The organism is Stenotrophomonas veracruzanensis (assembly GCF_032911525.1).
GTDB lineage: Bacteria > Pseudomonadota > Gammaproteobacteria > Xanthomonadales > Xanthomonadaceae > Stenotrophomonas > Stenotrophomonas africana.
Window position 1 is genome coordinate 52,261 of sequence record NZ_JAWJTI010000013.1, and the last position, 26,442, is coordinate 78,702.

20 protein-coding genes are annotated in these 26,442 nt (G+C 66.4%); 6 read left to right on the forward strand and 14 right to left on the reverse strand.

Features of this window, described 5'->3' with window-relative positions:
• Nucleotides 1–159: 159 nt before the first annotated feature.
• The gene (locus R1H25_RS10775) at nucleotides 160–3,456 is read left to right on the forward strand and encodes an Rne/Rng family ribonuclease (protein ID WP_317223564.1); all 3,297 of its coding nucleotides are present in this window, start codon (nucleotides 160–162) and stop codon (nucleotides 3,454–3,456) included.
• Between the two features lie 322 nt (nucleotides 3,457–3,778).
• Here R1H25_RS10775 and R1H25_RS10780 read toward each other — a convergent pair whose 3' ends face one another.
• From R1H25_RS10780 to R1H25_RS10825, 10 genes are all read right to left on the reverse strand, one after another.
• Nucleotides 3,779–4,666, reverse strand: coding sequence for an endonuclease/exonuclease/phosphatase family protein (locus R1H25_RS10780; protein ID WP_317223565.1), 888 nt, complete (start codon nucleotides 4,664–4,666; stop codon nucleotides 3,779–3,781).
• Between the two features lie 2 nt (nucleotides 4,667–4,668).
• Nucleotides 4,669–7,836 carry a discoidin domain-containing protein gene (locus tag R1H25_RS10785; RefSeq protein WP_317223566.1) on the reverse strand — a complete coding sequence of 1,056 codons (3,168 nt, stop codon included), beginning with the start codon at nucleotides 7,834–7,836 and terminating at the stop codon, nucleotides 4,669–4,671.
• Nucleotides 7,833–8,669: a carbohydrate ABC transporter permease gene (locus R1H25_RS10790; RefSeq protein ID WP_006378064.1), complete on the reverse strand. Its 837-nt coding sequence runs from the start codon at nucleotides 8,667–8,669 to the stop codon at nucleotides 7,833–7,835. The genes R1H25_RS10785 and R1H25_RS10790 overlap by 4 nt, the downstream gene beginning before the upstream one ends.
• Complete coding sequence (locus R1H25_RS10795; protein ID WP_317223567.1) at nucleotides 8,666–9,547, reverse strand: sugar ABC transporter permease; 882 nt, start codon at nucleotides 9,545–9,547, stop codon at nucleotides 8,666–8,668. The genes R1H25_RS10790 and R1H25_RS10795 overlap by 4 nt, the downstream gene beginning before the upstream one ends.
• Nucleotides 9,544–10,884 carry a sugar ABC transporter substrate-binding protein gene (locus R1H25_RS10800; protein WP_317223568.1) on the reverse strand — a complete coding sequence of 447 codons (1,341 nt, stop codon included), beginning with the start codon at nucleotides 10,882–10,884 and terminating at the stop codon, nucleotides 9,544–9,546. Before R1H25_RS10800 ends, R1H25_RS10795 begins: the two co-directional genes overlap by 4 nt.
• 4 nt (nucleotides 10,885–10,888) lie before the next feature.
• Nucleotides 10,889–12,493, reverse strand: a complete 1,605-nt coding sequence (locus R1H25_RS10805) for a glucoamylase family protein (protein ID WP_049447376.1) — start codon at nucleotides 12,491–12,493, stop codon at nucleotides 10,889–10,891.
• A gap of 248 nt (nucleotides 12,494–12,741) precedes the next feature.
• On the reverse strand, nucleotides 12,742–15,798 hold the full coding sequence (locus R1H25_RS10810; RefSeq protein WP_317223569.1) for a TonB-dependent receptor domain-containing protein: 3,057 nt from the start codon (nucleotides 15,796–15,798) through the stop codon (nucleotides 12,742–12,744).
• 76 nt (nucleotides 15,799–15,874) lie between these two features.
• Nucleotides 15,875–16,912: a LacI family DNA-binding transcriptional regulator gene (locus tag R1H25_RS10815; RefSeq protein ID WP_049447374.1), complete on the reverse strand. Its 1,038-nt coding sequence runs from the start codon at nucleotides 16,910–16,912 to the stop codon at nucleotides 15,875–15,877.
• Between the two features lie 148 nt (nucleotides 16,913–17,060).
• Nucleotides 17,061–17,312 carry a BolA family transcriptional regulator gene (locus tag R1H25_RS10820; RefSeq protein ID WP_057500212.1) on the reverse strand — a complete coding sequence of 84 codons (252 nt, stop codon included), beginning with the start codon at nucleotides 17,310–17,312 and terminating at the stop codon, nucleotides 17,061–17,063.
• Between the two features lie 20 nt (nucleotides 17,313–17,332).
• Nucleotides 17,333–17,632, reverse strand: a complete 300-nt coding sequence (locus R1H25_RS10825; RefSeq protein ID WP_032129789.1) for a YciI family protein — start codon at nucleotides 17,630–17,632, stop codon at nucleotides 17,333–17,335.
• A 374-nt stretch (nucleotides 17,633–18,006) separates the two neighbouring features.
• Here R1H25_RS10825 and R1H25_RS10830 point away from each other — a divergent pair, with 374 nt between their 5' ends.
• The 3 genes from R1H25_RS10830 to R1H25_RS10840 are packed head-to-tail and all read left to right on the forward strand — an operon-like array spanning nucleotide 18,007 to nucleotide 21,428.
• Nucleotides 18,007–18,912 carry a ScpA family protein gene (locus tag R1H25_RS10830; protein WP_010486714.1) on the forward strand — a complete coding sequence of 302 codons (906 nt, stop codon included), beginning with the start codon at nucleotides 18,007–18,009 and terminating at the stop codon, nucleotides 18,910–18,912.
• A gap of 13 nt (nucleotides 18,913–18,925) precedes the next feature.
• Nucleotides 18,926–19,801: an SMC-Scp complex subunit ScpB gene (scpB, locus tag R1H25_RS10835; protein ID WP_088480234.1), complete on the forward strand. Its 876-nt coding sequence runs from the start codon at nucleotides 18,926–18,928 to the stop codon at nucleotides 19,799–19,801.
• Entirely contained in the window at nucleotides 19,794–21,428 is a 1,635-nt protein-coding gene (locus R1H25_RS10840) for a pseudouridine synthase (RefSeq protein ID WP_049447371.1), read from the forward strand. Before scpB ends, R1H25_RS10840 begins: the two co-directional genes overlap by 8 nt.
• Nucleotides 21,429–21,544: 116 nt before the next feature.
• Here R1H25_RS10840 and R1H25_RS10845 read toward each other — a convergent pair whose 3' ends face one another.
• Complete coding sequence (locus tag R1H25_RS10845) at nucleotides 21,545–22,333, reverse strand: helix-turn-helix transcriptional regulator (protein ID WP_088480232.1); 789 nt, start codon at nucleotides 22,331–22,333, stop codon at nucleotides 21,545–21,547.
• 90 nt (nucleotides 22,334–22,423) lie between these two features.
• Here R1H25_RS10845 and R1H25_RS10850 point away from each other — a divergent pair, with 90 nt between their 5' ends.
• Together R1H25_RS10850 and R1H25_RS10855 are read left to right on the forward strand one after the other, a co-directional pair.
• On the forward strand, nucleotides 22,424–23,548 hold the full coding sequence (locus R1H25_RS10850; protein WP_317223570.1) for an MFS transporter: 1,125 nt from the start codon (nucleotides 22,424–22,426) through the stop codon (nucleotides 23,546–23,548).
• An 89-nt stretch (nucleotides 23,549–23,637) separates the two neighbouring features.
• A complete protein-coding gene (locus R1H25_RS10855) occupies nucleotides 23,638–23,937 on the forward strand; it encodes a hypothetical protein (RefSeq protein WP_317223571.1) in 300 nt (99 codons plus the stop codon).
• Here R1H25_RS10855 and R1H25_RS10860 read toward each other — a convergent pair.
• From R1H25_RS10860 to R1H25_RS10870, 3 genes are all read right to left on the reverse strand, one after another.
• Nucleotides 23,924–24,358 (reverse strand): hypothetical protein, encoded by a 435-nt coding sequence (locus tag R1H25_RS10860; RefSeq protein WP_317223572.1) that lies wholly within the window; start codon nucleotides 24,356–24,358, stop codon nucleotides 23,924–23,926. The genes R1H25_RS10855 and R1H25_RS10860 overlap by 14 nt on opposite strands.
• Nucleotides 24,359–24,461: 103 nt before the next feature.
• The gene (locus R1H25_RS10865; RefSeq protein ID WP_317223573.1) at nucleotides 24,462–25,268 is read right to left on the reverse strand and encodes an amidohydrolase; all 807 of its coding nucleotides are present in this window, start codon (nucleotides 25,266–25,268) and stop codon (nucleotides 24,462–24,464) included.
• A 14-nt stretch (nucleotides 25,269–25,282) separates the two neighbouring features.
• Nucleotides 25,283–26,431 (reverse strand): pyridoxal phosphate-dependent aminotransferase, encoded by a 1,149-nt coding sequence (locus R1H25_RS10870; protein WP_317223574.1) that lies wholly within the window; start codon nucleotides 26,429–26,431, stop codon nucleotides 25,283–25,285.
• Nucleotides 26,432–26,442: the final 11 nt, after the last annotated feature.

The following is a 26,442-nucleotide window of genomic DNA, read 5'->3' on the forward strand; positions in this document are numbered from 1 at the left end:
AAACCCATAAGAGTGAAGCGCTCCCGCGGCCTGCCGTGGTGTCGTAGCGCTGGAAACCCAAGCCGCCCTCCCCGCGCTTGCGCGAATGGGCGGCGAACCGTGTCCAGAGGCGAAACCCCATGGCGTTCCGCGCGGTAGCCGCTTGCGAGGAACGCAACAATGAAGCGAATGCTGATCAACGCCACGCAGGCTGAAGAGCTGCGTGTTGCCATCGTGGATGGCCAGTCGTTGTATGACATCGACATCGAGCAGCCGTCGAAGGAACAGAAGAAGTCCAACATCTACAAGGGCCGGATCTTCCGCATCGAGCCCTCGCTGGAAGCGGCCTTCGTCGAATACGGTGGGGGCCGCCATGGCTTCCTGCCGCTGAAGGAAATCTCCCGCGATTACTTCCAGGCCGGTGTCGACCACAACAAGGCCGGCATCCGCGAACTGCTGAAGGAAGGCCAGGAGATCGTCGTCCAGGTCGACAAGGAAGAGCGTGGCAACAAGGGCGCCGCCCTGACCACGTTCATCTCGCTGGCCGGCCGTTACATGGTGCTGATGCCGAACTCGCCCAGCGCCGGCGGTGTCTCCCGTCGCATCGAGGGCGAAGACCGGGCCGCCCTGAAGGACGCCCTGGACAAGCTGAACATCCCCGACGAAATGGGCGTGATCATCCGTACCGCTGGCGTCGGCCGCGATGCGGAAGAGCTGCAGTGGGACCTGGACTACCTGCTCAACGTCTGGCGTGCCATCGCCGAAGCCGCGCTGAGCAAGCCGGCCCCGTTCCTGATCTACCAGGAATCGCGCCTGATCGTGCGCGCCCTGCGTGACTACCTGCGCGCCGACATCGGCGAGATCCTGGTGGACACCGAGGAGATGTACGAGCACGCCCGCGAGTTCATGCAGCAGGTGATGCCGCAGACCCTGCGCAAGCTCAAGCATTACAAGGACGACATCCCGCTGTTCAACCGCTTCCAGATCGAATCGCAGATCGAAGGCGCCTACGAGCGCAACGTGCGCCTGCCGTCGGGCGGCTCGATCGTGGTCGACCAGACCGAAGCGTTGACCGCCGTTGACGTCAACTCCTCGCGCGCCACCAAGGGCAGCGACATCGAGGACACCGCGTTCCAGACCAACCTGGAAGCGGCCGAGGAAGTGGCCCGCCAGCTGCGCCTGCGCGACCTGGGTGGCCTGGTGGTCATCGACTTCATCGACATGGCCTCCAACAAGCACCAGCGCGAGGTCGAGAACCGCCTGGCCAACGCGCTGAAGTACGACCGCGCCCGCGTCCAGGTCGGCCGCATCTCGCGCTTCGGCCTGCTGGAAATGAGCCGCCAGCGCCTGCGCCCGAGCCTGGGCGAGTCCAGCCAGATCGTCTGCCCGCGTTGCGACGGCCACGGCCGCATGCGCAGCGTCGAGTCGCTGTCGCTGTCGATCATCCGCGTCGCCGAAGAGCATGCGATGAAGGAGAACACCGGGCAGGTGCTGGTGCAGGCCCCGGTGGAGATCGCCAATTACCTGTTGAACGAAAAGCGCAGCGCCCTGCGCGAGATCGAGCAGCGCCACGAGGCGCCGATCGTGATCGTCGCCGACGAACAGCTGCACACCCCGCACTACACCGTCACCCGCCTGCGCGAGAACGAGCTGGGTGAAGAGAGCAACAAGCCCAGCTACCAGCGCGGCACCCCGCGCAAGCTGCCGGTGCACGCCCTGACCAAGGGCCAGCTGAACATCCCGCCGCCGGCGGTGACCCAGGTCAAGCACACCTCCCCCGCCCCGGTGCGCGAGGAAGTGGAGCCGGCCGCAGCTGCCCCGGCCCCGGTCGTGGCAGCGCCGGTGGCGCCGGCCCCGAGCGGCGGCGTGATCGGTTGGCTCAAGCGCGTGTTCGGTGGCGAACCGGCCCCCGCGCCGGCGCCGGTCGCGCCGGCAGGGCGTCAGTCGCAGGACGGTGGCCGCAAGGACCGCAACAAGGATCGCAACAAGGACCGCAAGGACCGTCGCGACGACAATCGTGGCAACGGCGGCAACGGCAGCGCGCAGCAGCAGAAGGACGGCGGCAACCGCAAGGACCGTGGTGAGCAGCGCAAGGACGGCCGCAACGGCAATGCCCAGCAGCAGCCGCAGCAGGGCAAGCAGAAGGAGTCGCAGCAGAAGGATGGCCAGCAGCAGCCGCAGCAGCAGAACAAGCCGCGCAACGAGCAGCAGGGCCAGAACCAGCAGCAGCCGAAGCTGAAGCAGCCCAAGCAGCCGCGCCAGCAGCAGGATGGTGACAAGCCAGCCGAGAAGCCGCAGCGCGGTGCCGCCGAAGCACCGGCCGAGGCCGTGACCGCGGCAGCAGCCGTGGCCGCCAGCGCCGTCGCCGCCAATGTGGTGACCGCGCAGGAAGCCACTGCACCGGTCCCCCCGGTTGCGCCGGTGGCCGCCGCTCCGGTGGACACCGCAGCACCGGTCGAGACCGGTGCCAACGCTGCCAGCGAGACCGAGGTGGTTGCGATTGCCGGTGAAGAGGCTGCAACCGACGCCAATGGCGAGCAGGCAGGCGAAGGCGCGACGCGACGTCGTCGTGGTCGTCGTGGTGGCCGTCGCCGTCGTCGCGGGGGCGCCGAGAACGCCGCCGGCAGCGACGTCCTGGGCGATGACCAGGACGATGGTGACGACGGTGATGACGCCGACGGCGCCGAGCCGAACGTCGACAGCACTGCCGGCACTGCGCCGGTCGCTGCTGCGCAGCCGGCCCGTTCGCAGCCGGAGTTCGACTTCGATGACGACGCCGAACCGGTCGCTGTCGAAGCCGAGAAGCCAGCCCGTGCTGCCGCCGCTGTTGTCGCCGTGCCGGTTGCCGTGGTGAGCAGCGCTGTGGTCGAAGCCGCCGCCCCGGTCGTGGCTGAAGTGCAGGCACCGGTCGAAGCTGCGAAGACCGAAGCGGTGTCCTCGCCGGTGCAGACCAGCATGCTCGATGCCATCGACGCCGCGACCCCGGTCCAGCCGGTCGCCGTTGCCGCGCCGGTCGCCAACGCCACTCCGGTGGTGGACGCTGCTGCGCCGGCCATCGAAGCAAAGCCGGTTGTGGCTGAAACGGCCGCGGTGGTTGAAGCCGCTCCGGTGATCGAAGCGAAGCCGGTCGCAGTCGAGGCCGCGCCGGTCGTGGAATCGAAGCCGCAGGTGGTTGAAGCAACCCCGGTGGTTGAAACCAAGCCGGTGGCCAGTGAGAGTGCCCCGGTGGTGGAGGCCGGCCCGGCCGTTGAAGCCACGCCGGTCGTCGAGGCTGCGCCGATCGCGGAACAGCCGGTCGCTCCGGTGGCGGTCGAAGCCGCACCGATCGAAGCCGCCGCCCCGAGCGCTGATGCGGTGGTGACGCCGTCGATCGATCCGGTCGCCGATGGCCATGCCGACGCTGCAGCCCAGGCTGCAGAAGCCAAGGCTGATGAAGAAGACGAAGAGGCCGCCAAGCGCACGCCGCCGGCGAACTGATCGCTCCTTGATAGCGTGAAAGCAAAACGGCGGGGATCAATGATCCCCGCCGTTTTTGTTTGTGCTTCGGGCCGAACCGTGCCAACCAAGGTTGGCATCTACCTGATGCACGCACAGCGCACTGGTAGAGGCCGACCTTGGTCGGCGCCGTGGGTCGGTCGCCAGCGGACACCTCCGTGCCAACCAAGGTTGGCACCCACCAGGGCACAACCCGCGCACGGTCACCGCTTTGGTAGAGGCCAACCTTGGTTGGCGCCGTTGATTGAGTGCACGCGGACACGCCCGTGCCAACCAAGGTTGGCACCTACCCAAGCGTGTCTCGTCAGGGTTTCGGCGCGAACTGCAGGCGGGTCCACACGCCGTAGTGGTCCGAGGCCCAGCGACCGCTGTCGTCGGGCTGGTCGAACAGGATCTTCGCCTCGCGCGCGACCATCTCGTCCTGCTGGAAGAAGATGTGGTCGATCCGCGAAGGCGCCTGGTAGTAGTGACGATTGAGCGTGCTGACCCCGGCCAGGTCGGTGTTGACATGCACGCTGCCGTAGCTGTCGCCGTAGTGGCTGCGCAGCTCGCTCAGGTCGCCGGCGTCCACCAGCGCATTGAAATCGCCGGCGATCACCACCGGCGCACCGGCCGAGGTTGCAGTGATGAAGCGCAGAAGGTCCTCCACCTGGGTGCGACGGATGCGCTGCCCACTCTCGTCGTTGCGCTCGTTCAGATGCGTGGCGTAGACGTTCACCGGCGCGCCGTCGACGTCGATGCGCAGGTGAGCGACAGTGCGGTAGTCGTCCAACGGCTGCAGCAGATGATCCCCCTGGGCGAGGATCGGCCGCCGGGTCAGCAGCGCATTGCCGTAGCGCTTCGGTGCGCCCACGGGATCGGTAGACACGAACACGTACCTGTAGCCGAGTTGGCTGGCCAGCCATTGCGCCTGGTTGCGCACGTTGCGGCGCTGGATCACCTCCTGCAGGGCAACCGCATCCGGCTGCAGGCGCTTGAGCTCGGCCAGGATGGTGCGGCGCCGGCTCGGCCAGTCTTCGCGGTCATGATGCAGGTTGAAGGTGACCATGCTCATGCCCGGTGCGCTGGCAACGTCGGCCGCCGCAGTGGTGGCAACCGGTTCGGCCGCCATCATCACGCCCGGCAATGCCAATGCAATTGCCAGCCCCAGGGCACGCACGGTCGTGCGCACCCTCTCCCCCTGCTGCTTCATCGTTACTGTCCCTTGCGCTCGGCGCGGCGCACCGCGTTCGGCACTTCGATCTCGACCCGCGCCGGCAGCTGGTGCACGTGCAGTTCCCTGTTGACCCACTCGGCGGCTTCGCCGTTGACCGTCGCCTCGCCCGGATCACCCGCGTACGGCCATGGCAGCACCACGCCACCGGCCGGTGGCACCAGGCCCGGCTGCACCTCCAGCACCAGCTGCTTGTCGCTGCGCTGCAGGCGGTAGTTGAGCTGGCCCTGCGGCGTACGCAGGCCCTGAACGGCGATGCCCTCGCCCTGCAGCCACGCGGTCGGTACACCGGCAGCCAGCACCAGCGCATCGTCCATGTCGCGGTTGTAGGCGAACATGTCCAGCGCCGAGCGCACGAAGTCCGAAGCCACCCAGGCATGCGGCAGGTCACCGACGAAGAACGGCTTGCGCGGCGTGCGCGAAACCACCTCGGCCCACTGGTTCCAGGCCTGCGGTGCGCGATCCTTGAAGAAGAACTCGGTGGCCTGCCAGGCGCGGTCGCGCCAGCCCAGGCGCACGAACGCGGCCACGTTGCGCCACTCGTACGGGGTGTAGTCCTTCCACTCGCGCTTGCCATCGCGACGCGCCACGAACTCCTTCCAGTAGCGATCGAAGGTAGCCTCCAGTGCCTGCTGCGGCAGCCTGCCCTGCTCCCCGCCCGGCGCCAGCGCGATGGTGGTCGAGGTCGCGTCGAAGTCGCCCAGCTCGGCCGAGCCCGGCAGGTAATCGATCTTGCGCTGCTGCATCGCCGACAGCAGCGAGGCCTGCAGGTCAGCACGGAACTGGTCTCGCGATTCGGCCATCTGCATCGACTCGACCTTGCCCAGCTGGGTCGCCAGCAGCGCCGCGTCCTTGTAGCCGCGCAGCGCCCAGAAGTTGTCCCAGTACGAGTGCATCGGCTTGGCCGAATAGCCTTCGTGGCTGATCGAGGCCGGCATCATGCCGTAGAAGGCCGGATTGCGTGCGCGGTTCTCCTCGGTGCGCTCGCTGGACCGCAGCTGCTCCATGTAGCTGTAGGCGCCCTGCACGTGCGGCCACATCAGCTCGACGAAGGTACTGTCGCCGGTGTAGCGCCCGTATTCGGCAATGCTGTAGATCAGCTCGCCATGACTGTCGTTCTCCGGCACCGGGTCGCTGCCACGTGCATCGACACAGCACGGCACCTTGCCGTTCTCGAACTGGTAGGGCGCATACCAGTTGATGTAGTCGCGCACCGCATCGCTGCGGCCCATGCGCAGCAGGCCCTCGGAGATCATCGCGCCATCGCGGATCCAGCTGCGCGCATACGAGCGCGTGCCCGGCTGCAGGCGCGGCCCCACGCGCGAAATCAGCATGTGCGCGACTGCCGTACGCAGGGTGTCGACCAGCGGCTGGCCCGCAGCGGGCACCTGCAGCGAGACCACGCCCAGCTTCTGCCGCCACTGCTCGGCCACCTGCGCCTGCGCCTTGGCCACGTCCAGCGCCTGCGGCGCCCAGCCACCGGTCTGCGGCAGTACTACCGCCACCTCGCGGCTCTGGCCGGGCTCGAGCGTGATCGTATAGATCAACGCGCCCGACGCCATGCCGGTGCTGTCCTTCACTGCAGTGGTGGCCGGATACTTTCCGTCCGCCAGATGCATCGCATCGAGCTTGCCGTCGAACGTACTGGCAAAGCGTGCGTCCGGCACCTGCAGCGGGTAGATGCGCGGCTCACCGTTGACCCGCACCAGCTGCTCGCCCACGTCCAGTGCATCGATGCGGCTGAAGCCACCGACGGTGTTGAGGAACTGGGTGGGCGGATTGACCTGCCACGGACGGATCGCCAGTGCCAGGGTGTACTCGTGCGCGACCTTGTCCGGATTGCTCAGCCGGTAGCGGCCGATCAGCTGCGCGCGCTCCGGCGTGCCCTGCACGAAACTCGTCACCGCCAGGCCGGCCTTCTCATGCACCCAGTCGACGTTGGCGATCGGCAGGTAGTGATCCTGCAGCGACTGGGTGATGGCCACCTTCGACCAGTCCAGCAGCTTGCCGTCGAGGCGGATCAACGGTTCGATGCTGAAGCTGCCCTTGGCCGGCTCCAGTGCGCCGTCCTCACTGATCAACGCCTGTTCCTGGCCGCCATCAAGGCCCAGCAGGGTCCAGTACGGCTGTTCGCCCACGTAGGCACGCGGCAACGACCCGCGCGGCAGGTCGGCGGCCACCGAGGACAGGAACGCGTTCGGCGTGGCCGCGAAGGCCAGCGGCTTGAGCGCGATGTCACGGATGCCATAGCGCCAGTTCGGGCCATCCTGCAGATCGAAGCGCACGTAGCGCGCATCGGTGTCCGGCAGCGCAAGCCAGTCGCGGCCACCCGCACCGCTGGTGACTTCGCGCACGGTACGCCAGTCACGGCCGTCCTCGGAGGTGCGCACGGTGTAGCGACGCGCTTCCAGGTTCGGCAGCCAGTCGATCACCGCACCGCCGATCTCGCGGCTCTTGTGCAGGTCCAGGCTGATGGTCTGCTGCTTGACGCCACCGCTGATCCAGAACGTATCGCTCTTGCCGTCGATCATGCGGTCCTGCAGCGCGGTGGCGGTGTCGGCGATCACCGACGGCACCAGCGCCGAATCATCCTGCGGCGGCAGGCCCTGCAGGGTCAGCTTGTCGAAGCACACCGTGCCGCGGCCGCCGACCTTGCTGTAGATGGTGAATTCGACGGCGGCGCTGCGTGCCATCTCCTTCTCGGGCGAGGGCCCCCATGCCTTGTCGATCTGCCGACGCCGGTACTCGACCGGCGTCCATGCCTTGGGGAAGCTGTAGCCGGGACGGTTGACCCACCAGACGTTGTCGCCGCTGGCGTCGATCAGCTTGAACTGCAGGTCGTTGCCCGGTGAATCACCGCGCAGCTGGAAGCCGAAGCGGTAATTGACCGGGTACTCGACGTTCAGCGCACGACGGATGCCGACGTAGCCGGAGACATCGTGGAAGTCATAGTCCAGGCACAGCGCGCGGCCGCCGCCAGCGCCACTGACCGGCCGCAGCGAACCACTGACCTGGTCGGACAGCACCAGCTTCCAGGCACCCATGTCGTCGAAATCGTCCAGCACCTTCGGTGCCGGCAGCGCCGGAGGTGCGGCGATCGCCAGGGAGGTCCACAACAGGCCCAGTCCAACGGCGATCACTCGCTTCATCCCTTCACGCTCCCCAACAACAGACCTTGGATGTAGTACCGCTGCAGCACCAGGAACAGCGCCAGCACCGGAACCACGGTGACCACCGCGCCGGCCATCATCATTTCCACGTCCATGATGTGCTCGCGCGAGAGGGTGGCCAGCGCCACCGGCAAAGTGTAGTGCTCCTGATCGGTCAGCACGATCAACGGCCACATGAAATCGTTCCATGCGCCCATGAAAGTGAAGATCGCCAGGGTCACCAGCACCGGCTTGAGCATCGGCAGCACGATCTGGAAGAAGATGCGCAGCTCACCTGCCCCGTCGATGCGGGCCGCTTCCAGCAGTTCGTCCGGAATCGAACGCGCGTACTGGCGCACCAGGAAGATGCCGAACACGCTGGCCAGCGCCGGCACGATCACGCCGCCGAAGCTGTTGACCAGGCCCAGCTGCTTCATCAGCAGGAACAGCGGCAGCATTGCTACCTGTGCCGGGATCACCAGCGCCGCCATCAACACCTGGAACAGGCGCTCGCGGCCAACGAAGTTCAGCTTGGCGAAGGCGTAGCCGGCCATCGTGTTGAGCAGCAGCGAACCCAGGGTGATGCCGACCGACACCAGCAGGCTGTTGGCGAAGTTGCCGCCCATGCCGGTGCGCGCGAACAACTCATGGTAGTTGCGCGTGGTGATGCTGGACGGCAGCAGCGGCGGCGGGAAGTGGGTCGCCTCGCCCTGCGGCATGAACGAGACCGAGAGCATCCACAGCAACGGTGCCAGGCTGACCAGGGCCAGCACCAGCAACGCACCATTGATCAACCACGGGTACCAGCGCGACTGGCCGATTTCACGACTCATACCAACTGCCTCTTGCGGCCGAAACGCAGCATCACGGTGGTCACCGCCAGGATGATCAGGAACAGCAGGAACGCCACCGCGGAGGCGCGTCCCAGGTTCCACCACTTGAAGCCTTCCTCGAACATGAAATACAGCACGCTGACGGTACTCTGCAGTGGGTCGCCACGGGTCATCACGTAGGGCTCTGCGAACAGCTGGAAGTAGCCGGACACGGTGATCACGCCGACCACCAGCAGCACCGGGCCGAGCATCGGCAGGGTGATGTGCAGGAACTGCTTCCAGCGCGAGGCACCGTCGATGCGGGCGGCCTCGTACAGGTCATGCGGGATCGCCTGCAGGCCCGCCAGGAAGATCACCATGTTGTAGCCGAAGTTCTTCCACACCGCGAACAGCATGATGGTCGGCATCGCCCAGTTGGGATCGCCCAGCCAGTCGATCGGACTGATGCCCAGATGGCCCAGGCCGTAGTTCACCAGCCCGTAGCTGGTATGGAACAGGTAGCGCCAGATCACCGCCACCGCTACCAGCGTGGTCACCACCGGCGCGAACAGCGCGGTGCGGAACATCGCCTTGAAACGCGCGGCCGGTGCATTCAGCAGCATCGCTGCGCCCAGCGACACACCAATCGACAACGGCACGCCGATCAACACGAAGTAAGTGGTATTCCACAACGACTTCCAGAACATCGGTGTCTGCAGCAGATCGATGTAGTTGCCCAGGCCGACAAAGCGCAGGTTGCTGCTGTCAGCCAAGGCATACAGGTCGAAGTCGGTCACGCTCAGCGCCAGCGCTGAAGCCACCGGCAGGCCGAAGAACACGCCCAGCACGATCAGCGAGGGACCGGCGAAGATCCAGCCGGCAAGCGAAGTACGTTTCATTGCGCGCTCCCGGCGGCCACGGCACTGCTCGATTGCGGCGACGGAACGCGCTGCTGCAGGCGTTGTTGTTCATGCATCCAGCGGCGCTTGGCCAGCACCTTGTCCACGCGCTGGTCCAGCTCTTCCACGGCCTGGTCCTGCGCCAGGCCACCACGCACCACCTTCTCGGTGACGATGCGCATTTCCTGCACGATGCGCTCCCACTCAAGCACCTTCGGGGTCGGCTTGACCCGCTCCAGCTGGTCGCGGAACGCGGCCGCCAGCGGATCGTTGGCCAGCGACGGGGCACTCCAGGCGCTGCGGCGCGGCGGCAGGTCACCGATGATGGAATGGAAGCGGGCCTGGATGTCCGGGCGCGACAGGAACTCGATCAGCTTCCACGACGCTTCCTTCTGCTGCGACTTGCGGAAGATCACCAGGCTGGTCCCCCCGGCAATGCCGGCGCCCGGACCGTCCGGACCCGGCAGCGCGGCCGTACCCCACTGCCCTTCCAGTTCCTTGGGCTGCAGCTTCTTGAACTCGCGGATGTTCCAGGGGCCGGAAATGTAGAACACGTTGAAGCCGCGGAAGAACTCATCCCAGACGTTGGAAATCTGCGTCTCGGACATCTTCGGCGCCCAGCCCTGCTCGAACATGTTGGCGTAGAAGGCCAACGTGCGGCGGAACCCCGGGCTGGCGAAGTTGCCGCGGGTGTCATCGTCGCGCAGCAGCGGATCGGGCTGCTGCAGCGCCAGCGACAACTGCTGCTCGAACTCGTTGATCGGCATCAGCACCGCATAGCGGTTCGGGCCCTGCATGCGCTTGATCGCCGCCATCTGTTCGTCCCACTCCGCCCACGTGCGCGGCGGGTGGTCGTAGCCGGCCTTGGCCAGCAGATCCTTGCGGTAGTAGATCAGACGCGTGTCGACATACCACGGCACGCCGACCAGCTCGCCATGGATCACATTGGTATCCCAGATGCCCTGGAAGTAGTCCTTCGGGTCGACCACGGCCGAACGCTGCACGAACGGCTGCAGCGGGGTCAGCGCATCCAGCTCGGCGAACTCCGGCACCCAGGTGTTGCCGAGCTGGCACACGTCCGGCAGGCCGTCGGCGGCGAACGCGGTCAGCAGCTTTTCGTGCGCAGCGGTCCACGGGATGTTCTGCACATCCACCTTGATGCCCGGGTTCTCGGCTTCGAACTCATGGATCAGTTCGCTGACCACCTCGGCTTCGCGGCCCATCGCCCAGAAGCGCACGGTGGTGGTGCCCGGTTCGGTGCGGGCGCAGCCGGCCACGGCCAGTGCGGCCAGGGCTGGCAGTGTCCAGCGGCGCAGACGGTCGATCCAGTTCGGCATCAGGTTACTTGCCCTGGCCTGTGTTGCGGTTGGCATTGTTCTTCTGTTCCTGCGCGGCAGCCGCGCGTGATTCGGCGATACCCACCGCGCGTGCCGCCGCGGCCTTTTCGTCTTTCTGCAGTTCCAGCGGCTGGAACGAACCTTCCGGCGCCAGCCAGCCACCACTGAACCCCGCCCGCTCCAGGCCCTTGCGGATGTACGGGTTCTTCTTCATCACTTCCCAGACGAAGTCATTGCGGTAGTTGGCGATCATGGTCAGGATCGGCCCCTGGTCGATGGCGATGTAGTCGCTGGCGACCCAGCCACGATCCGGCACCACGCGGCCGGTCTTGATCGGGATGTCGTAGTTGAAGCTGGGATTGAACGAATCCAGGAAGCCGTAGCTGGAATAGATGTAATCGCCGTAACGCTTGTGCATCTCCAGCGTGGCCGGGATCACCTGTTCCGGCGCGAACACCACCGACGCGATCGCGGCAGTGGGGGCGATGGTGCCGTCATCGAAATTCTCGCGCAGGCCAGCGCCGCGTGAAGAGTAATGGCGGAACTGGCGCTGCTCGCCGCGATAGTCCTGGGTGGTGTTCTGTGGTCCGTCGCTGGCGGTCAAACCCCACACGTTTTCGCCGTACTCCTTCCACTGCATCGGATTGGCGATGGCATACTCGCGCTGGGCCAGGGCGGCCGAGCGGCTGTTGAGGAAGTAGGTGCTGCCACGCTCGCGCATGTACGCGTCCTGGATGTCGCGGAAGTCGATCCAGACGTGGCTGTACTGATGGCCGAACAGCGGGCCGAAGGACAGGTACTCCTGGCCTTGGTAGACGCCCCAGTCGTTGTCATAGGTACGCGTCCACACCGTCCACGCATCCGGGCTGACCGGGTGCGTCGGCGAACCCAGGGCGAGGATGTAGACCATCATCGCCTCGTTGTAGCCCATCCAGTCGTGGTCGATGAAGCCGCTCTCGGGGAACCAGCCCATCGAGATCAGCGGCGCGCGCTGCTGCAACCACGGCCAGTCGACCTTCTTGTACAACGTATCGGCGATCTGGCGGATTTCCTTTTCGCGCGGATCGTCACCATCGTAGTACGACTGCGCGAACAGCACGCCCATCATCAGCAGCGCGGTATCCACCGAGGACAGCTCGACCCAGCTGTCGTAGCGGCGGCCTTCCTGCATGTCCAGGAAGTGGTAGTAGAAGCCCTTGTAGCCGGCCTTGCCGGTGCGCTGCGGGCCCATCGGCACGTCGCGGAAGAACTTCAGGGTGGTCAGGGTGCGGTCGATCGCCTGGTTGCGGCTGACCCAGCCGTTCTCGATGCCGATCGGATAGGCGGTCAGCGCGAAGCCGACCGAGGCGATGCTGGCGAACGGCCGCGACGGGTAGCGGTCCGGGGTCAGGCCGTTGATCTCGTTGGTGGTGTCCCAGAAGAACTGGAAAGTACGGCGCTCGATGTCATCGAACAGCGGCGGCAGCTCCGGCTTCATCGGCCGCGGCGGTGCATCGGCCTCGATCAGGATCACCGGCGGCCGCGGCTTGGCAGGCTCCTGCTGGGCCGGCTGGCAGGCAGCAGCAGCCAGGCTCAACGCCGCGGCGGACAACAGATGGCGTGCCTGCATGGCGCGATTCCTCCGGTGGTCTGATCGATGGGAAAGCATAACGTCCAATGATCTGAAATCGTTTACAAGCTGCGTTCAAAAAAAACCACGAGAAACGTGGTTTGACACCGCGATCATTGCCCACGCCGCTGCCCCCTGCCCGGCAGCGGCGTGGGCAATGGACCGGCACGAAGCCGGCCATTGCCGTTTTCCCGCGACCGATGCCGCCGGCGGAGCGGCGGCATCGGGTCGTGCATCTACACCCGGGCTTAGAAGCGGAAGCCCACTTCGGCCTTGATCTGACGCGGCGTACCGATGATTTCGCCGGTCTCGTTGTAGCTGGCCTGCAGCTTGCCGTTGGTCTTGACGTAGTTGTAAGTGGAGAAGTTGTCGAAGTTGAAGACGTTGATGATGTCGATACGTGCGTACAGCTCGGTATCGCCCGGCATCTTGAACGTCTTCGTCGCCTGCAGGTCGACCGAACGGTAGCCGAAGATCTTGCCGCCCACCAGGAACTTGCCGGTGGCGTTGGGCACGGCCGCCTGCGGCGTCGGCAGGGTGTAGCCGCTGGCCTGCATCACCGGGTACCAGTCGTTGACGGCGGTCGGGGTGGCCAGGGTGATCTTGCCGCCGAAGGTGATGCCCCAGAAGCCCGCGTACGAACCGGTTACCACCAGGCGGTGGCGCGGTGCGCCGTTGGAGCGGATGGTCGGATAGTCGCCGATCAGACCGCGGTCAAACGCGTACTTCTCGTTGATGTCGCGGTTGTGGCGGGCGGTGGTCCAGGTATAGGCGATGGAGGTACCCCAGCCGCTTTCCTTGGTGAAGGGCTTCTGCGCCGACAGCAGCACCTGGGTTGCACGGGTCTTGATGCCCTGCTGGCCGATGATCAGGCTGCCGAAGCCCGGCACGTTGCAGCTCCACGCCTGGCTCAGGCCCGGGTCGGTGCCACCGCACAGGCGCGGGTCATCGAAGAACTGGCCGGTCGGGTAACGGTTGCCCAGGGTGAAGGCGAAACCGTCGTAGCTCAGGGTGCGAGCGATGGTGGCATCGGTCAGCCACTCGCCGATCCGGTTGCTCATGCCCAGGCTGAACTGGTCCGAGTACGGCGCCTTCAGCTTGTTGTTCAACAGGTCCACTTCCAGACCGGCATTGCTGGTCGCGCCGACCAGGGACTGCAGGTTGCCGATGCCGTTGAGCAGGTTCGGGTTCCAGTCATAGCAGGCGGCCTGGCCGTTGATGCAGGTGCCGGTGGCCGGGTTGCGGAAGTAGATGGTCGGCTGCGGCAAAGCCAGCTTGGTGGTCTCCAGCTGCAGGTTGTCGAACAGGTCGCGGTCGTAGGACCGGCCGGCACCGCCGTGGATCACGTGCTGCTCGTCGGCATTGATGTCATACGAGAAGCCCAGGCGCGGCTGCCAGGCATCCTTGAACGCCTTGCGGTTGTGACCGTTGCTGATGTAGTCGCTGATGTCCAGGCCACCCAGTGCCAGCGAATCGGCGTAGGTCTGGCCGGCAGGCGCACGCGGATCCTGCGAATAGATGGCGTCGACCACCTGCTGCGGGGTGACGAAATTCAGGTAGGTCGGGGTCTTTTCGTAGTCCCAGCGCAGGCCGATGTTCAGCTGCAGGTGGTCGTTGACCTGCCAGTCGTCCTGGATGAACACACCGTACTGCTTGGACTTCGAACGCACTTCGCCGGACACGCCCGACACGCCGGTCACCGGCTTGACGAACTGCGCCTTGTACGGAATCGAATCCGGGAAGTCCGGGTCTCCCAGGGAATAGGTGAAGGTCGGGTTGATCTGCGCCGCGTCGGAAGCGTACAGGTCGATCTGCTTGTACTTCACGCCCATCTTGATGGTGTGGTCACCGGCCCACTGGATGCCATCCAGGGTCAGGTTGTCTTCGATCGACCAGCCCTTCTGGCCCTTCACCTGCGAATCCAGAGCCGATGCACCGCCGATCTTCACCACGGTGCGGTCTTCGGGACCGTCCGGCGCGGTGTAGGTGATGCCGTTGGCCAGGGTCAGCGGGGTCGGATTGTTGAACGAATCCTCGTGGGTGACCATCAATTCGTTGTAGTAACGCTCACCGCTGTGGTTCCAGCGCAGGGCGTAGCGACGGTCGGTATTGACCACTTCGCGCCCGGCCTGCGGCGAGGTCTGGCCACTGAACTGCGACTGGGTTTCGTCGCGGTCCTGGAAGGTCAGTTCAATGCGATCGTTGTCGGTCGGCTCGAAGTCGATCTTGCCGAAGATCAGATCCTGCTGGAACGGCTGGCTGGCCGGGCCGAGGCCGGCGGCGCCGGCCGGCGGCAGCAGGCCCGCAGCGCCGGTGACCGCGCCGTCCGGCGCGATGGTGACCGGCAGATCGAAGCGCTTGGCTTCGTAGGTGACAAAGAAGTGCGCCTTGTCCTGGATGATCGGGCCGCCCAGGGCGAAGCCGTATTCCTTCTCGGCCGAGACCATCTTGTCCTTGCCGCCCTGACGCTCGGCCGGGGTCTTGGCACGCATGTCCTCATCGGTGTAGCGGTAGAACGCCTCACCCTTGAACTCATTGGTACCGGACTTGGTCGCAGCAGTCACTGCGGCGCTCGACACCTGGCCATACTCGGCCTTGTAGTTGCCGCTGATGACCTTGTATTCACCGATGGCCAGCTGCGGGAACGGGTTGCCGGCGCTGCCGGACTGGCCGGCCACGCCGCCACCCTTGACGTAGCTCTTCTGGCCCACGCCGTCGATGTACACATTGGTGCCATCGGCATTGGTGGCACCGCCGCGCAGCGAGGTATTGCCCTTGGCGTCACGGGTGAAGATCAGGCCCGGCACAGCGTCGGCGAACTCCAGGAAGTTGCGCGAGACCTGCGGGGTGGTCTGGATCTGCTGCAGGCTGACGGTCTTGCCGACTTCGGAGGTGCGCACTTCCTGCAGCAGGGTCGGCGCGACGACGTTGACAGTGTCCAGGTTGGTGGCCGCGGTCGAACCCGGGGTGCTGCTGGCAGCGCCGGCAAAGTTCAGCGTAGCGGTCGAGGCCACGGTGACGGTGACCTTCTGCGACTGGCCGTTGGCAACCACGTCGTAGGTGCCCGGGTCCAGGCCCATCAGCGAGTAGCTGCCATCGGCACGCACGGTGCCGCGACGGACGGTACCGGTGGCCACGTTGGTGGCGGTGACTTCGGCGCCGGCCTGGGCGCCGGAAACCTGGCCGCGCAGGCTGGCGTTGGCCGACTGCGCCATGACGTTCGGAGCGGCGGCCAGCATCAGGCAGCTGACCAGTGCGGTGCTCAGCAGCCGGCGTGCCGGCGTGCGGAAGGTGGTGTGCATCATCAACTCAATCTCCGGGTGGCGGTAACCGCTTGCGCGGTACCTGCGATCAATCAAAAAAGAAGGAACGCCTCTGGCTTCAATGGCCCGATGGCGGAGTGGTGGAATCGCGAACTATCAAGCGGGGAACCAGGGTCTGCTTGTCCCCTGTCCCGTCCGTGGAGGTGCCGTCCATCAACTGCAGCAGGCGCGTCATGGCCCGGTCGCCGAGCTCGGCGATGCTGACCTGCATGGTGGTCAGCGACGGGTGGACGAAACGCGCCAGTGGAATGTCATCGAAACCCGCCAGGGCGACATCGGCCGGAACACGGACCCCTGCCTGCGTGAACGCATACAGGCAGCCCAGGGCCATCATGTCGTTGGCGGCGAACACGGCATCGGGCAGCGCTCCGGCTGCCAGCAACTCCTGACCGGCGCGATGGCCGGAAGCTTCGTCGAAATCACCGGGCAGCTCGATGCCCTCGGCGCCACTGCCAAAAGCCACCAGCGCGTCACGGAAGCCGCGCAGGCGCTCGCGCGCGTCGAAGTTGAGGTCCGGGCCAGAAATGAATGCAATGCGGCGGTGGCCGGCGTCCAGCAGGTGGCGGGTCATCGCCATCGCACCGGCATGGTCGTCAATGCTCAGCACCGGGTGGTCCTGCCCGGGCAGATAGGTGTTGATCAACACCGTCGGCAACGACTGCGGCAGGTTGTCGGTCAGGAAACCGGGGCTCTCGGCATAGGGCGAGAGCACCAGCAGGCCGTCGACGCGACCGCGCATGGCGCGCAGGGCCGCGCCCTGCTGTTCCTGGTCGCCGTGATAGCTGGACACCAGCAGGTGCTGGCGGCGGCTACGGGCGACGTTGTCGATGCCACGCATCAGCTCGGAGAAGAACTCGCCGTACAGATCCGGCAGCACCACGCCCACCGTATTGGTGCGGCGGCTGCTCAGGCTGCGGGCGGCGGCGTGCGGGGTGTAACGCAGCCGTGCGGCGACCTCCAGCACAAGCTGGCGGACCGGTTCGGCGACATTTTCATGCCCGTTGAGCGCGCGGGAAACCGTGGCCACGGAGACCCGGGCTTCGCGAGCGACGTCTTTGATTGTGATAGCTGCCTTGTTCACGAAGCCGCCCTCCACGGCTTGGACCTACCAGCATTGGCGCGGAATGTAAGCGTTTCCATCTGGGCTTGTAAACAGTCCGTTAGGCGAATGTCCCGAAATGGACATGAAAATCTGTCCGCGGCGAGGCCCGTGCGGCCCGGCCAGGACAGTGCGGGACAAGGGCTCAGCCCTGTTCTGACGGGGTATGTGCGCGGATGGACAGCGCGTGGATATCGGTCTCCATCATCGACCCCAGTGCGGCGTACACCGCGCGATGCCGGGCCAGCGGGCCCAGTCCGGCGAAGCGTTCACTGACCACATGCACGTTGAAATGGCCGCGACCGTCGCGCGCACCGGCGTGGCCGGCATGCCGATGGCTGTCGTCTTCGATTTCCAGCACGCTGGGGACCAGCGCCTGTTGCAGCGCATCACGCATTCGCGAGATCCGTTCCGCGTTCACGGCAGCACCTTGCGGAACGGACGCACCTGTACGCGGGTGTAGACGCCGGCCGCAACGTAAGGGTCGGCGTCGGCCCAGGCCTGGGCCTGCAGCAGCGATTCGAACTGCGCGATCACCACCGAACCACTGAAACCGGCCGGGCCGGGGTCTTCACTGTCCACCGCCGGGCACGGCCCGGCCAGCAGCAGGCGGCCTTCGTCACGCAGCGCGTGCAGCCGCGCCAGGTGCTCCGGCCGCGCCTGCAGCCGCTGCGCCAGCACATCCTGGCCGTCATAGCCTTCAATCACATACCACACGGCATTTCCTCGCTTGCGTTGTCGGGTGCGCAGATTCTAGCCAATGCGGCCCCCGCCCCGGCCCGGCTGGACACTGGCGCGACAAAGGCTTACCCTAGGCTCCATTGCACGTGGCTGGATGCAGCAGCCCGTCGGTTTTTGCGGCCAACGCAGCCCCCGACGACCGTCCCGCTGCTTCAAACCGGTCCACCTGGCCGGGCCACGTAGACGACCTCCCCGTAGTTCCGTCGCTGCCGTTTCCTGCGGCGCGTCCTGCTGTTTGATATGTGTGGAATCGCGCCGATCCCGGCGTGTCTGGTGCCCTGGGGCTCCGTGGCGTTGGCCCGGCGAACCCGGTGCCGCGACTGGTCCGTTGCAATCCTGATGTCCATTAGATGACTTCCGAACTCGCGCTCGACGCGAACCCGCCAACCCGGCCGCCCGCCCCCCAGCAGCAGGAAATGCCGCTGGCCGTGGTGCATGGGCAACCGGTCCTGCAGATTCCGCAGGACCTGTACATTCCGCCGGACGCGCTGGAAGTCATCCTGGATGCCTTCGAAGGCCCACTGGACCTGCTGCTGTACCTGATCCGCCGCCAGAACCTGGATGTCCTGGACATTCCCGTTGCCGAGATCACCCGGCAGTACGTGGAATACATCACCGTGATGCGCGAGCTGCGCTTCGAGCTGGCCGCCGAGTACCTGGTGATGGCGGCGATCCTGGCCGAGGTGAAGTCACGCATGCTGCTGCCGCGCCCGGTCAGCGAGGAAGGCGATGAGGCCGATCCGCGCGCCGAACTGGTGCGCCGGCTGCAGGAGTACGAACGCTTCAAGCAGGCCGCCGAGGACATCGACGCCCTGCCCCGCCAGGATCGCGACACGACGGTGGCGCATGCCTTCATGCCCGAACGCGCCACGGTGAAGCTGCCGCCGCCGGTGGACCTGAAGGAGATGCTGCTGGCGCTGCACGACGTGCTCAAGCGCGCCGAGCTGTTCAGCGGCCACGCCATCAAGCGTGAGGCACTGAGCGTGCGGCAACGCATGGGCGAAGTGCTGGGACGCCTGGAAGATGGCAAGTTCTATCGTTTTGAAGGGTTGTTCACGGCCGAAGAAGGCAAGCTGGGTGTGCTGGTCACGTTCCTGGCGGTGCTGGAGCTGGCCAAGGAACAGCTGCTGGACATCGTCCAGGAAGAACCGCTGGCGCCGATCTACGTGAAATCGCTGGCCGCCGGCAACACCAATGCCCCGCTGCAGTTCAGCAGCGAATTCGACGACAACGACGCCGCCAATGCAGACGAGTGAGCGCTGACTGCCGATGGATCAATTGCTGATCAACCGCATTGTCGAGGGTGCCCTGCTGGCCTCCAGCCAGCCGCTCACCCTGGCCCAGCTGAAGGATCTGTTCCCGGAAGAGGAACCGGCACCTCCGGGTAGCATCGAACGCGCACTGGAACGCCTGCGCGAGGCCTGCGAAGGGCGCGGCGTGGAACTGGTCGAGGTCGCCTCCGGCTTCCGCTACCAGGTCACCGGCGAAGTGCATGGCTGGATCAGCCGGCTGTGGACCGAACGCAAGACCCGTTACACCCGCGCCACCCTGGAAACCCTGGCGCTGATCGCCTACCGGCAGCCGATCACCCGCGGCGAGATCGAGCAGGTACGCGGCGTGGCGGTCAGCAGCAACATCATCCAGGCGCTGGAAGAACGCGAGTGGATCCGCGTGGTCGGTCACCGCGATGTGCCCGGCAAGCCGGCGCTGTTCGGCACCACCAAGGGCTTTCTGGATTATTTCGGCCTGAAGCGATTGGATGAGCTGCCGCCACTGTCGGAACTGAAGGACCTGGGCGAGCTGGAACCCCAGCTGTCCCTGGACCGCGATGCGCCGGCAGCAGCAAGCGCCGACGGTCCTGACATCTCGGCCGGCGACGAAGGCGCTGCCGCGAACGATGATGCCGGCCTGGCCGGCAGTGACACCCCCGATTCCGCCGACGCAGCTCCTGCGGCGGCTTCCGATGAGCAAGCACCTTCGCCCCTCGATGATGGGCACCCCGATTCCGCGCCGGGCGAGCGCGCGGTGCCAGTGAACGAACGCGAAGACAACGCCGTCGCGATGACGACCGTGGCTGTTGACCAAGCCGATTCCGAACCAGAGGCCGACCTCGAAACCGTCGGCCGGAGCAAAACTGATGAGTGACACCCCCCGTAACAAGCTCTCGCTGAAGCGCGAAGCCACCTCCGAACAGTTCAAGCTGGAAGAGCGCCTGCACAAGGTGCTGGCCCAGGCCGGCCTCGGCTCGCGCCGCGCGCTGGAACAGCGCATCGCCGAAGGCCTGGTCAAGGTCAACGGTGAAGTCGCGCAGACCGGCATGTCGGTCAAGAGCGGCGACAAGATCGAACTGGATGGCCGTGGCTTCGTCGCCACCGCCCTGGCCGAGCCGTCGCGCGTGCTGGTCTACAACAAGCCGGAAGGCGAAGTGACCACCCGCGATGATCCGGAAGGCCGCCCGACCGTGTTCGAATCGCTGCCGCCGCTGAAGGGCGCGCGCTGGATCGCGATCGGCCGCCTGGACATCAACACCACCGGCCTGCTGCTGGCCACCACCGACGGTGAACTGGCCAACGCCATGATGCACCCGTCGTTCGAGGTCGAGCGCGAGTACGTGGTGCGCGTGCGTGCGCCGGAAGGCGAGGAAAAGGTCTCCGACGCCATCGTCGACCGCCTCACCCGTGGCGTGGCACTGGAAGACGGCCCGGCCAAGTTCGACGAGATCGAACGCATCGGCGGCACCGATTCGCACGACTGGTTCCGCGTCGTGGTGAAGGAAGGCCGCAACCGCGAAGTGCGCCGCCTGTGGGAATCGCAGGGCTGCCAGGTCAGCCGCCTGAAGCGCACCCGCTATGGCAAGGTGAGCCTGCCGCGCGAACTGGCCCGTGGCCATTCGGTGGAACTGGGCACCGCCCAGGTGGAAGCCCTGCGCGCGCAGCTGAAACTGGAAGAAGGCGCACCGTCGGCACTGACGCTGCAGCCGGTGATCGGCCAGCGCCGCGCCGCCAAGACCACCGTGCGCGTGCGCGAAGGTGGCCGCGGCAATGCCTATGTCAACGGCCACAACACCGCCGACGAAGGCCGCGAGCTGCGTCGTTTCGACAACGTCCGCGAAGACCGCGGCCGTGGTCGCGGCGGCAAGGGTGGCGGCTTCAAGGGCGGCCTGACGGTCAGCGGTGAAGCGGCAGCCAAGCAGTCGCAGAAGCCGTTCAAGCAGCGCGCCCAGAAGAACGATCGTTCGCTGCCGGAAGGCAATCCGGCGGCGTTCCGCACCTGGTACGTGCCGGATGGCGTGAGCACCGGCCCGAGCGGCCATCGCAATGCCGGTCCGGGCGCACGTGGCCCGGGTGCCCGTGGTCCGGGTGCTGGCGGCCAGGGCCGTCCGTACGGCAAGCCGAAGGGTCCGGGCGCAGGCGCCGGTGGCGGCCAGGGCCGTGGCGGTTTCGGCGGCGAAGGCCGTAGCGGCGCAGGCGGCCAGGGCCGTCCGGCCGGTGCGGGCAACCGCTCGCAGGGCCAGGGCAACAAGCACCCGTACGGCCATCCGGGCAATGCCCCGAGCTTCCCGTCCGACCACGCCACCCCGGGCTTCAATCCGTATGGCAGCCCGAAGCCGGCGCAGGGCGCCCGTCCGGGCGGTCGTGGTCCGGGCGGCGGCAACCGTGGTCCGGGCGGTAATCGCGGCCCGGGTGGTCCGGGTGGCAACCGTGGCCCGGGCGGCCCCGGCGGCAACCGCGGTCCGGGCGGCCCGCGCCGCAGCGGCCCGCGCGGCGGCTGATCACCGACCCGACTGAAATGAAAAACCCCGGCTCCGGCCGGGGTTTTTCGTTGAAAAGGGGACGGAGGGGATTAAGTCGTTTTTGCCACGATGTACATCAAAGGGGCGAAAGCGACTTAATCCCCTCCGTCCCCTTTTGCGTGGCGCTGGAACGCGGCGGGCGTGGTGCCGGTCATGCTGCGGAAGAAGGCGATGAACGGGCTCTCGGCGGAGAAGCCGGTGTCCTGGGCCACATGCGCGACGCGACGGCCGAGCAGCAGCAGCTCCATGGCCCGCATCAGGCGCCATTGCTGGCGCCAGGCCTGATAGCTCATGCCGGTATCACGTTGCATCAACCGGCCGACGGTACGCGCGCTCAGGCCCGTGCGCGCGGCCAGCTCGCCCAGTTCGGGCGGCAGCTGTTCGGCCAGCGGCAGGCAACGAGTGATTCGTGGATCACGCGGTAAAGGCAGGTCCATCGGCGCCACCGGTGCAGCGGCGATTTCCAGCACGCACAACGCCAGTTGGTGGTGCGCACGCGGCGCCTGCCAGTCCTGGTCGAACGGTGCCTGTGCGATCGGCTCCAGCAACGCCTGCAGCAGCGGACCCACGCCGATGATCGCCGGCTGCCGGGGCAGCTGGGCCGCCAGGCTGGCGTCGAAGTACAACGAACGGTAGTCGACCGCCTGGCGCATCTGCGCGCGATGGCGCAGCCCACCCGGGATCCACGCGGCGCGCGCGGGCGGCAGCAGGCTGATGCGATCACCGTAAGTCAGGCGTGTACAGCCCTGCCGGGTGTACAGCAGCTGCGCGCGTGCGTGCTGGTGCCAACCCGAATCGTGATCCGCCAGTGAGGCCGCGATACCCAGCACCGGAGCGCTCCAGGCATCGGCGTCGAAGTGCGCGTCCGGCTGCAACCAGGCCATGTCTGATTTCATACATCCAATGACAGATTAGACAGGGTGCGCCATTGCGGACGCGACCACAATGCGCGGCCCTGTTCCTGGAGCGCCCGCATGTCGCGCCGCCTGTTGTTGCTGACCATTGCACTGCTGATGTTTCCGCAGCTGGCACAGACCCTGTACAGCCCGGCCCTGGCCGATCTGGCCAAACGCTTCTCCTTGCCGCCGAGTGCCGCCAGCCAGGCCATGAGCCTGTACCTGTTCGGCTTCGCTGCAGGCGTGCTGCTGTGGGGGCGCCTGGCCGATCGCCTCGGTCGCCGCCCCGCCCTTCTCTGTGGCCTCGGCGTCTTCGCAGTGGCTGCATTGGGCGGCCTGATGGCAGGCAGCTTCGGCCAGGTACTGCTGGCCCAGGCGCTGGCCGCAGTCGGCGCCGCCGCCGCTTCGGTGGTCACCCAGACCGTGCTGCGCGACCATCTGCGGGGGCCGGCATTGGCGCAGGCATTCTCCTGGATCGGCATGGCCCTGGCCCTGAGCCCGGCCATCGGCCTTGCACTGGGCACGCTGCTGGTCGCCGCCCATGGCTATGTCGGCGTACAGTCCGGCCTGCTGCTGATCGCTGCCCTGCTGGCGGTGGCATGCCTGGCAGGCCTGCGTGAAAGTCGCCCTGCAGAGATCCCGCATACGCCCATGCTGCCGCTGCTGCGGCAGCTGCTGCGCGATCGCTGGATCTGGTCACACGCGTTGCTGGTGATGGCCTTCAACGTGGCGATGTACAGCTGGTATGTACTCGGCCCCTTCGTGTTCGCGCGCCTGCACTGGCCAGCCACCTGGTTCGGCGCCAGCGGCGCGGTGCTGGCACTGGGCTCGGCATTGGGCGCGTGGGGCAATGGCCGCCTGCTGCGTGCAGGCGTTGCCACAACCACGCGTATCCGCATCGCCGCAGGCCTGGTTCTGACGGGAGGCCTGGCTGCGCTGCTGCATGATCACCCTGCCGTGGTCGCGGCGATGGTGCCGGTGGTGACGGGCTTCGGCCTTGCCATTCCCAATGTGCTTGGCCAGGCCCTGCGTGGCTATCCACACTGCCTCGGCAGCGCAGGCGCGCTGTTCGGCCTGCTCTACTACCTGTTGATCGGTGCGGCGATGGCGCTGGTCGGTGCAGTGCAACTGCTGGCACCGACCCTCATCGTGTGTGGCCTGCTGGCCTTGTGGCTGCAGCGGCAGCGTCCCGTTACAGCCTAGGAATTGCTGCAAAAGCAGCGCACTGTGCGCGCCTCCCGGGAATGGTTTTGATTCCCCGGCTATCGTGCGCGCTCTCCCACACAAGACAGATGCCCGTGATCACCATCACCGCCGAACAGGCCCGCGCCAACGCCGATGCTGCCAAGCGCCCAATCGAACTGTTCTACCGCGATCTCGACAACGCTATCCAGATCGGCTCGGAAAATGGCCGACGCTACATCGTGTTCGGCTTCAACCAGGTAATGGCCAGCGAGCAGCTCGTCGAAGACGTGGTCGCGCAGCTACTGAAGAATGGTTTCGGTGTCGAACGGTTATTGAGCGACTCCGAACAGCACTACATCCGCATCAGCTGGGGAGCTGCCGAGCCGTCGCGCCTCAGCGCCGGCTGAGGGTGAACGCGGTGCCGTCCACGCCCAGGTCCCAGCCTTTGCCGGTACCGGACAGGGCCAGTGAGATGTCGCCCTTGGTCATCACCTGCGCATTGCTGGATTTCATCGCACCGGCATGTGCACCGACCGACGCGTAGGTGCCCAGCAGCTGTTCGATGCTGATCGCGCCGGTGAAGTTGCCGCGCCCGTTGGTGATCTTCGACTTGCCCACCGTCAGGCCACCGCCCTTCATCTGGATGTGCACAGGCATGCTGGCACCGTTGCTGCAGGTGACCGTGCCATTGCCGGAGGCAGTCTTGTAGATCAGCGACCAGCCGGACAGGTTGTAGCTCAGCTCGCAGTCGAGATTGCCGGCAGCCTGCGCAGCCGGAGCGAGCGACGCGGCGGCCAGGGCCAGCAGCAGGGCGAAGGGCGATTTCATGGCAGGACTTCCAGTTCGGGCGGTCTGGCGGCGAATCTAGCAGCGCGCGCGTGCAGGTTGAATGCAGGCGCGCGCCCTGGTGCAGCGGCGTTCAGGCCGTCGCTCAGGCCTGCTCGTCCAGGTGGAAGGCATCGGCATCAAGCATGGCCGGGAAGCGCGCGCGATGCGCGGCCAGCGCCTCGGCCGAAATAGTGGTGGTGACCACCTGTTCGCGCTCACGGATTTCCACCTGGGGCTGGCCGAGGAAATCCAGAACCGCGCTGTCGCCGGCGTAATGGAGCTGGTTGCCATCAATGCCGACGCGGTTCACCGCAGCAACGAAGCACAGGTTCTCGATCGCGCGTGCACGCAGCAGTGTCTTCCACGCATAGGCGCGTGCCGACGGCCAGTTGGCGACGAAGATCTGCAGGTCGAAGTCCAGCTGCTGCGGACGCTCCACATTGAAGCGGTTGCGGCAGAACACCGGGAAACGCAGGTCGTAGCAGACCTGCGGATTGATCCGCCAGCCCTTCCATTCCACGCTGAGGCGCTCGCGGCCGGCGGCATAACGCTCGTGCTCGCCGCCGTAGCGGAACAGGTGGCGCTTGTCGTAGTACTGCAGGTTGCCATCGGGCGTGGCGAACAGCAGGCGGTTGTAGACGCCTTCGCCATCACGCAGCTGCACGCTGCCGATCATCGCTGCGTTCAAGGCTCGGGCCTGCTCGCGCACCCAGGCCACGGTCGGGCCGTCCATGCCTTCGGCCTGGGCAATGGCGTCGTTGGAGAAGCCACTGGTGAAGGTCTCCGGCAGGATCACCAGATCGGTGCTGCCGGCCAGCGGCGCCAGCAGCGCACCGTAGTAGGCGCGGTTGCCCGCCGGGTCATGCCAGCGGGTGTCGCCCTGGACGAGGGAAATGCGCAGGTCCTGCATGTTCAGCCCTCCGCTCACAACAGGCGCAGGCGTTCGATCGCCGCGTCCATGGTCGCTTCGTTCTTGGCGAAGCACAGGCGCACCAGCCGCTGGCCGGCCGGCGGATTCTCGTAGAACGGCGACAACGGAATGGCAGTGACGCCTTTCTCGATGGTCAGCCACTTCACGAACTCATGGTCCGGCAGGTCGCTGATGGCCGAATAGTCGACCAGCTGGAAGTAGCCACCCGGCACCGGCAACGCCTTCAGGCGGGTGTCGGCCAGCTGCTCGCGGAAGCGGTCGCGCTTGGCCTGGTAGAACGCGCCCAGCTCCAGGTGGTGCTCGGGCTCGTCACGGATCATCGCGGCGAAGCCGTACTGCGCCGGGCCGAAACTGGTGAAGGTGTTGTACTGGTGCACCTTGCGGAACTCGGCGGTCAGCGCCGGCGGTGCGATCGCATAGCCGATCTTCCAGCCGGTGCAGTGGTAGGTCTTGCCGAAGCTGGAGATCACGAACGCGCGCTCGCGCAGTTCCGGGTAGCGCAGCGCCGATTCATGGCGGCGGCCGTCGTAGATGATGTGTTCGTACACCTCATCGGAGATCAGGTAGATCTGCGTGCCACGCAGCAGCTCGGCCAGTGCCTGCATGTCCTGCGCCGACAGCATCGCGCCGGACGGATTGTGCGGGGTATTGACGATCAACATGCGGGTGCGCGGGGTGATCGCCGCACGCACGCGGTCCCAGTCGACGGCGAACGTCTGCGGATCGAGCGACACATGTACGGCCTTGGCACCGGCCAGGTCGATCGCCGGTTCGTAGCAGTCATAGGCCGGGTCGAGCACGATCACTTCCTCGCCGGCACGCACCACGGCGTGGATGGCGTTGAAAATGGCCTCGGTGCCACCGCTGGTGACAGTGATCTCGCTGTCCGCATCGACCTGCGCGCCGTAGCAGTCCAGCGCCTTCTGCGCGATGGCCTGGCGCAGCGGTGCCACGCCGGTCATCGGCGGGTACTGGTTCAGCCCGGCGGCCATCGCCCTGGCAGTCTCGTCGATCAGGCGCTGCGGCGCCGAAAAATCCGGGAAACCCTGGCCCAGGTTGACCGCGCCGTGTTCGGCGGCGAGCTGGGACATCACGGTGAAGATCGTGGTACCGACCTTGGGCAGCTTGGTGGTGGGTTGCATCGGCCTGGGCT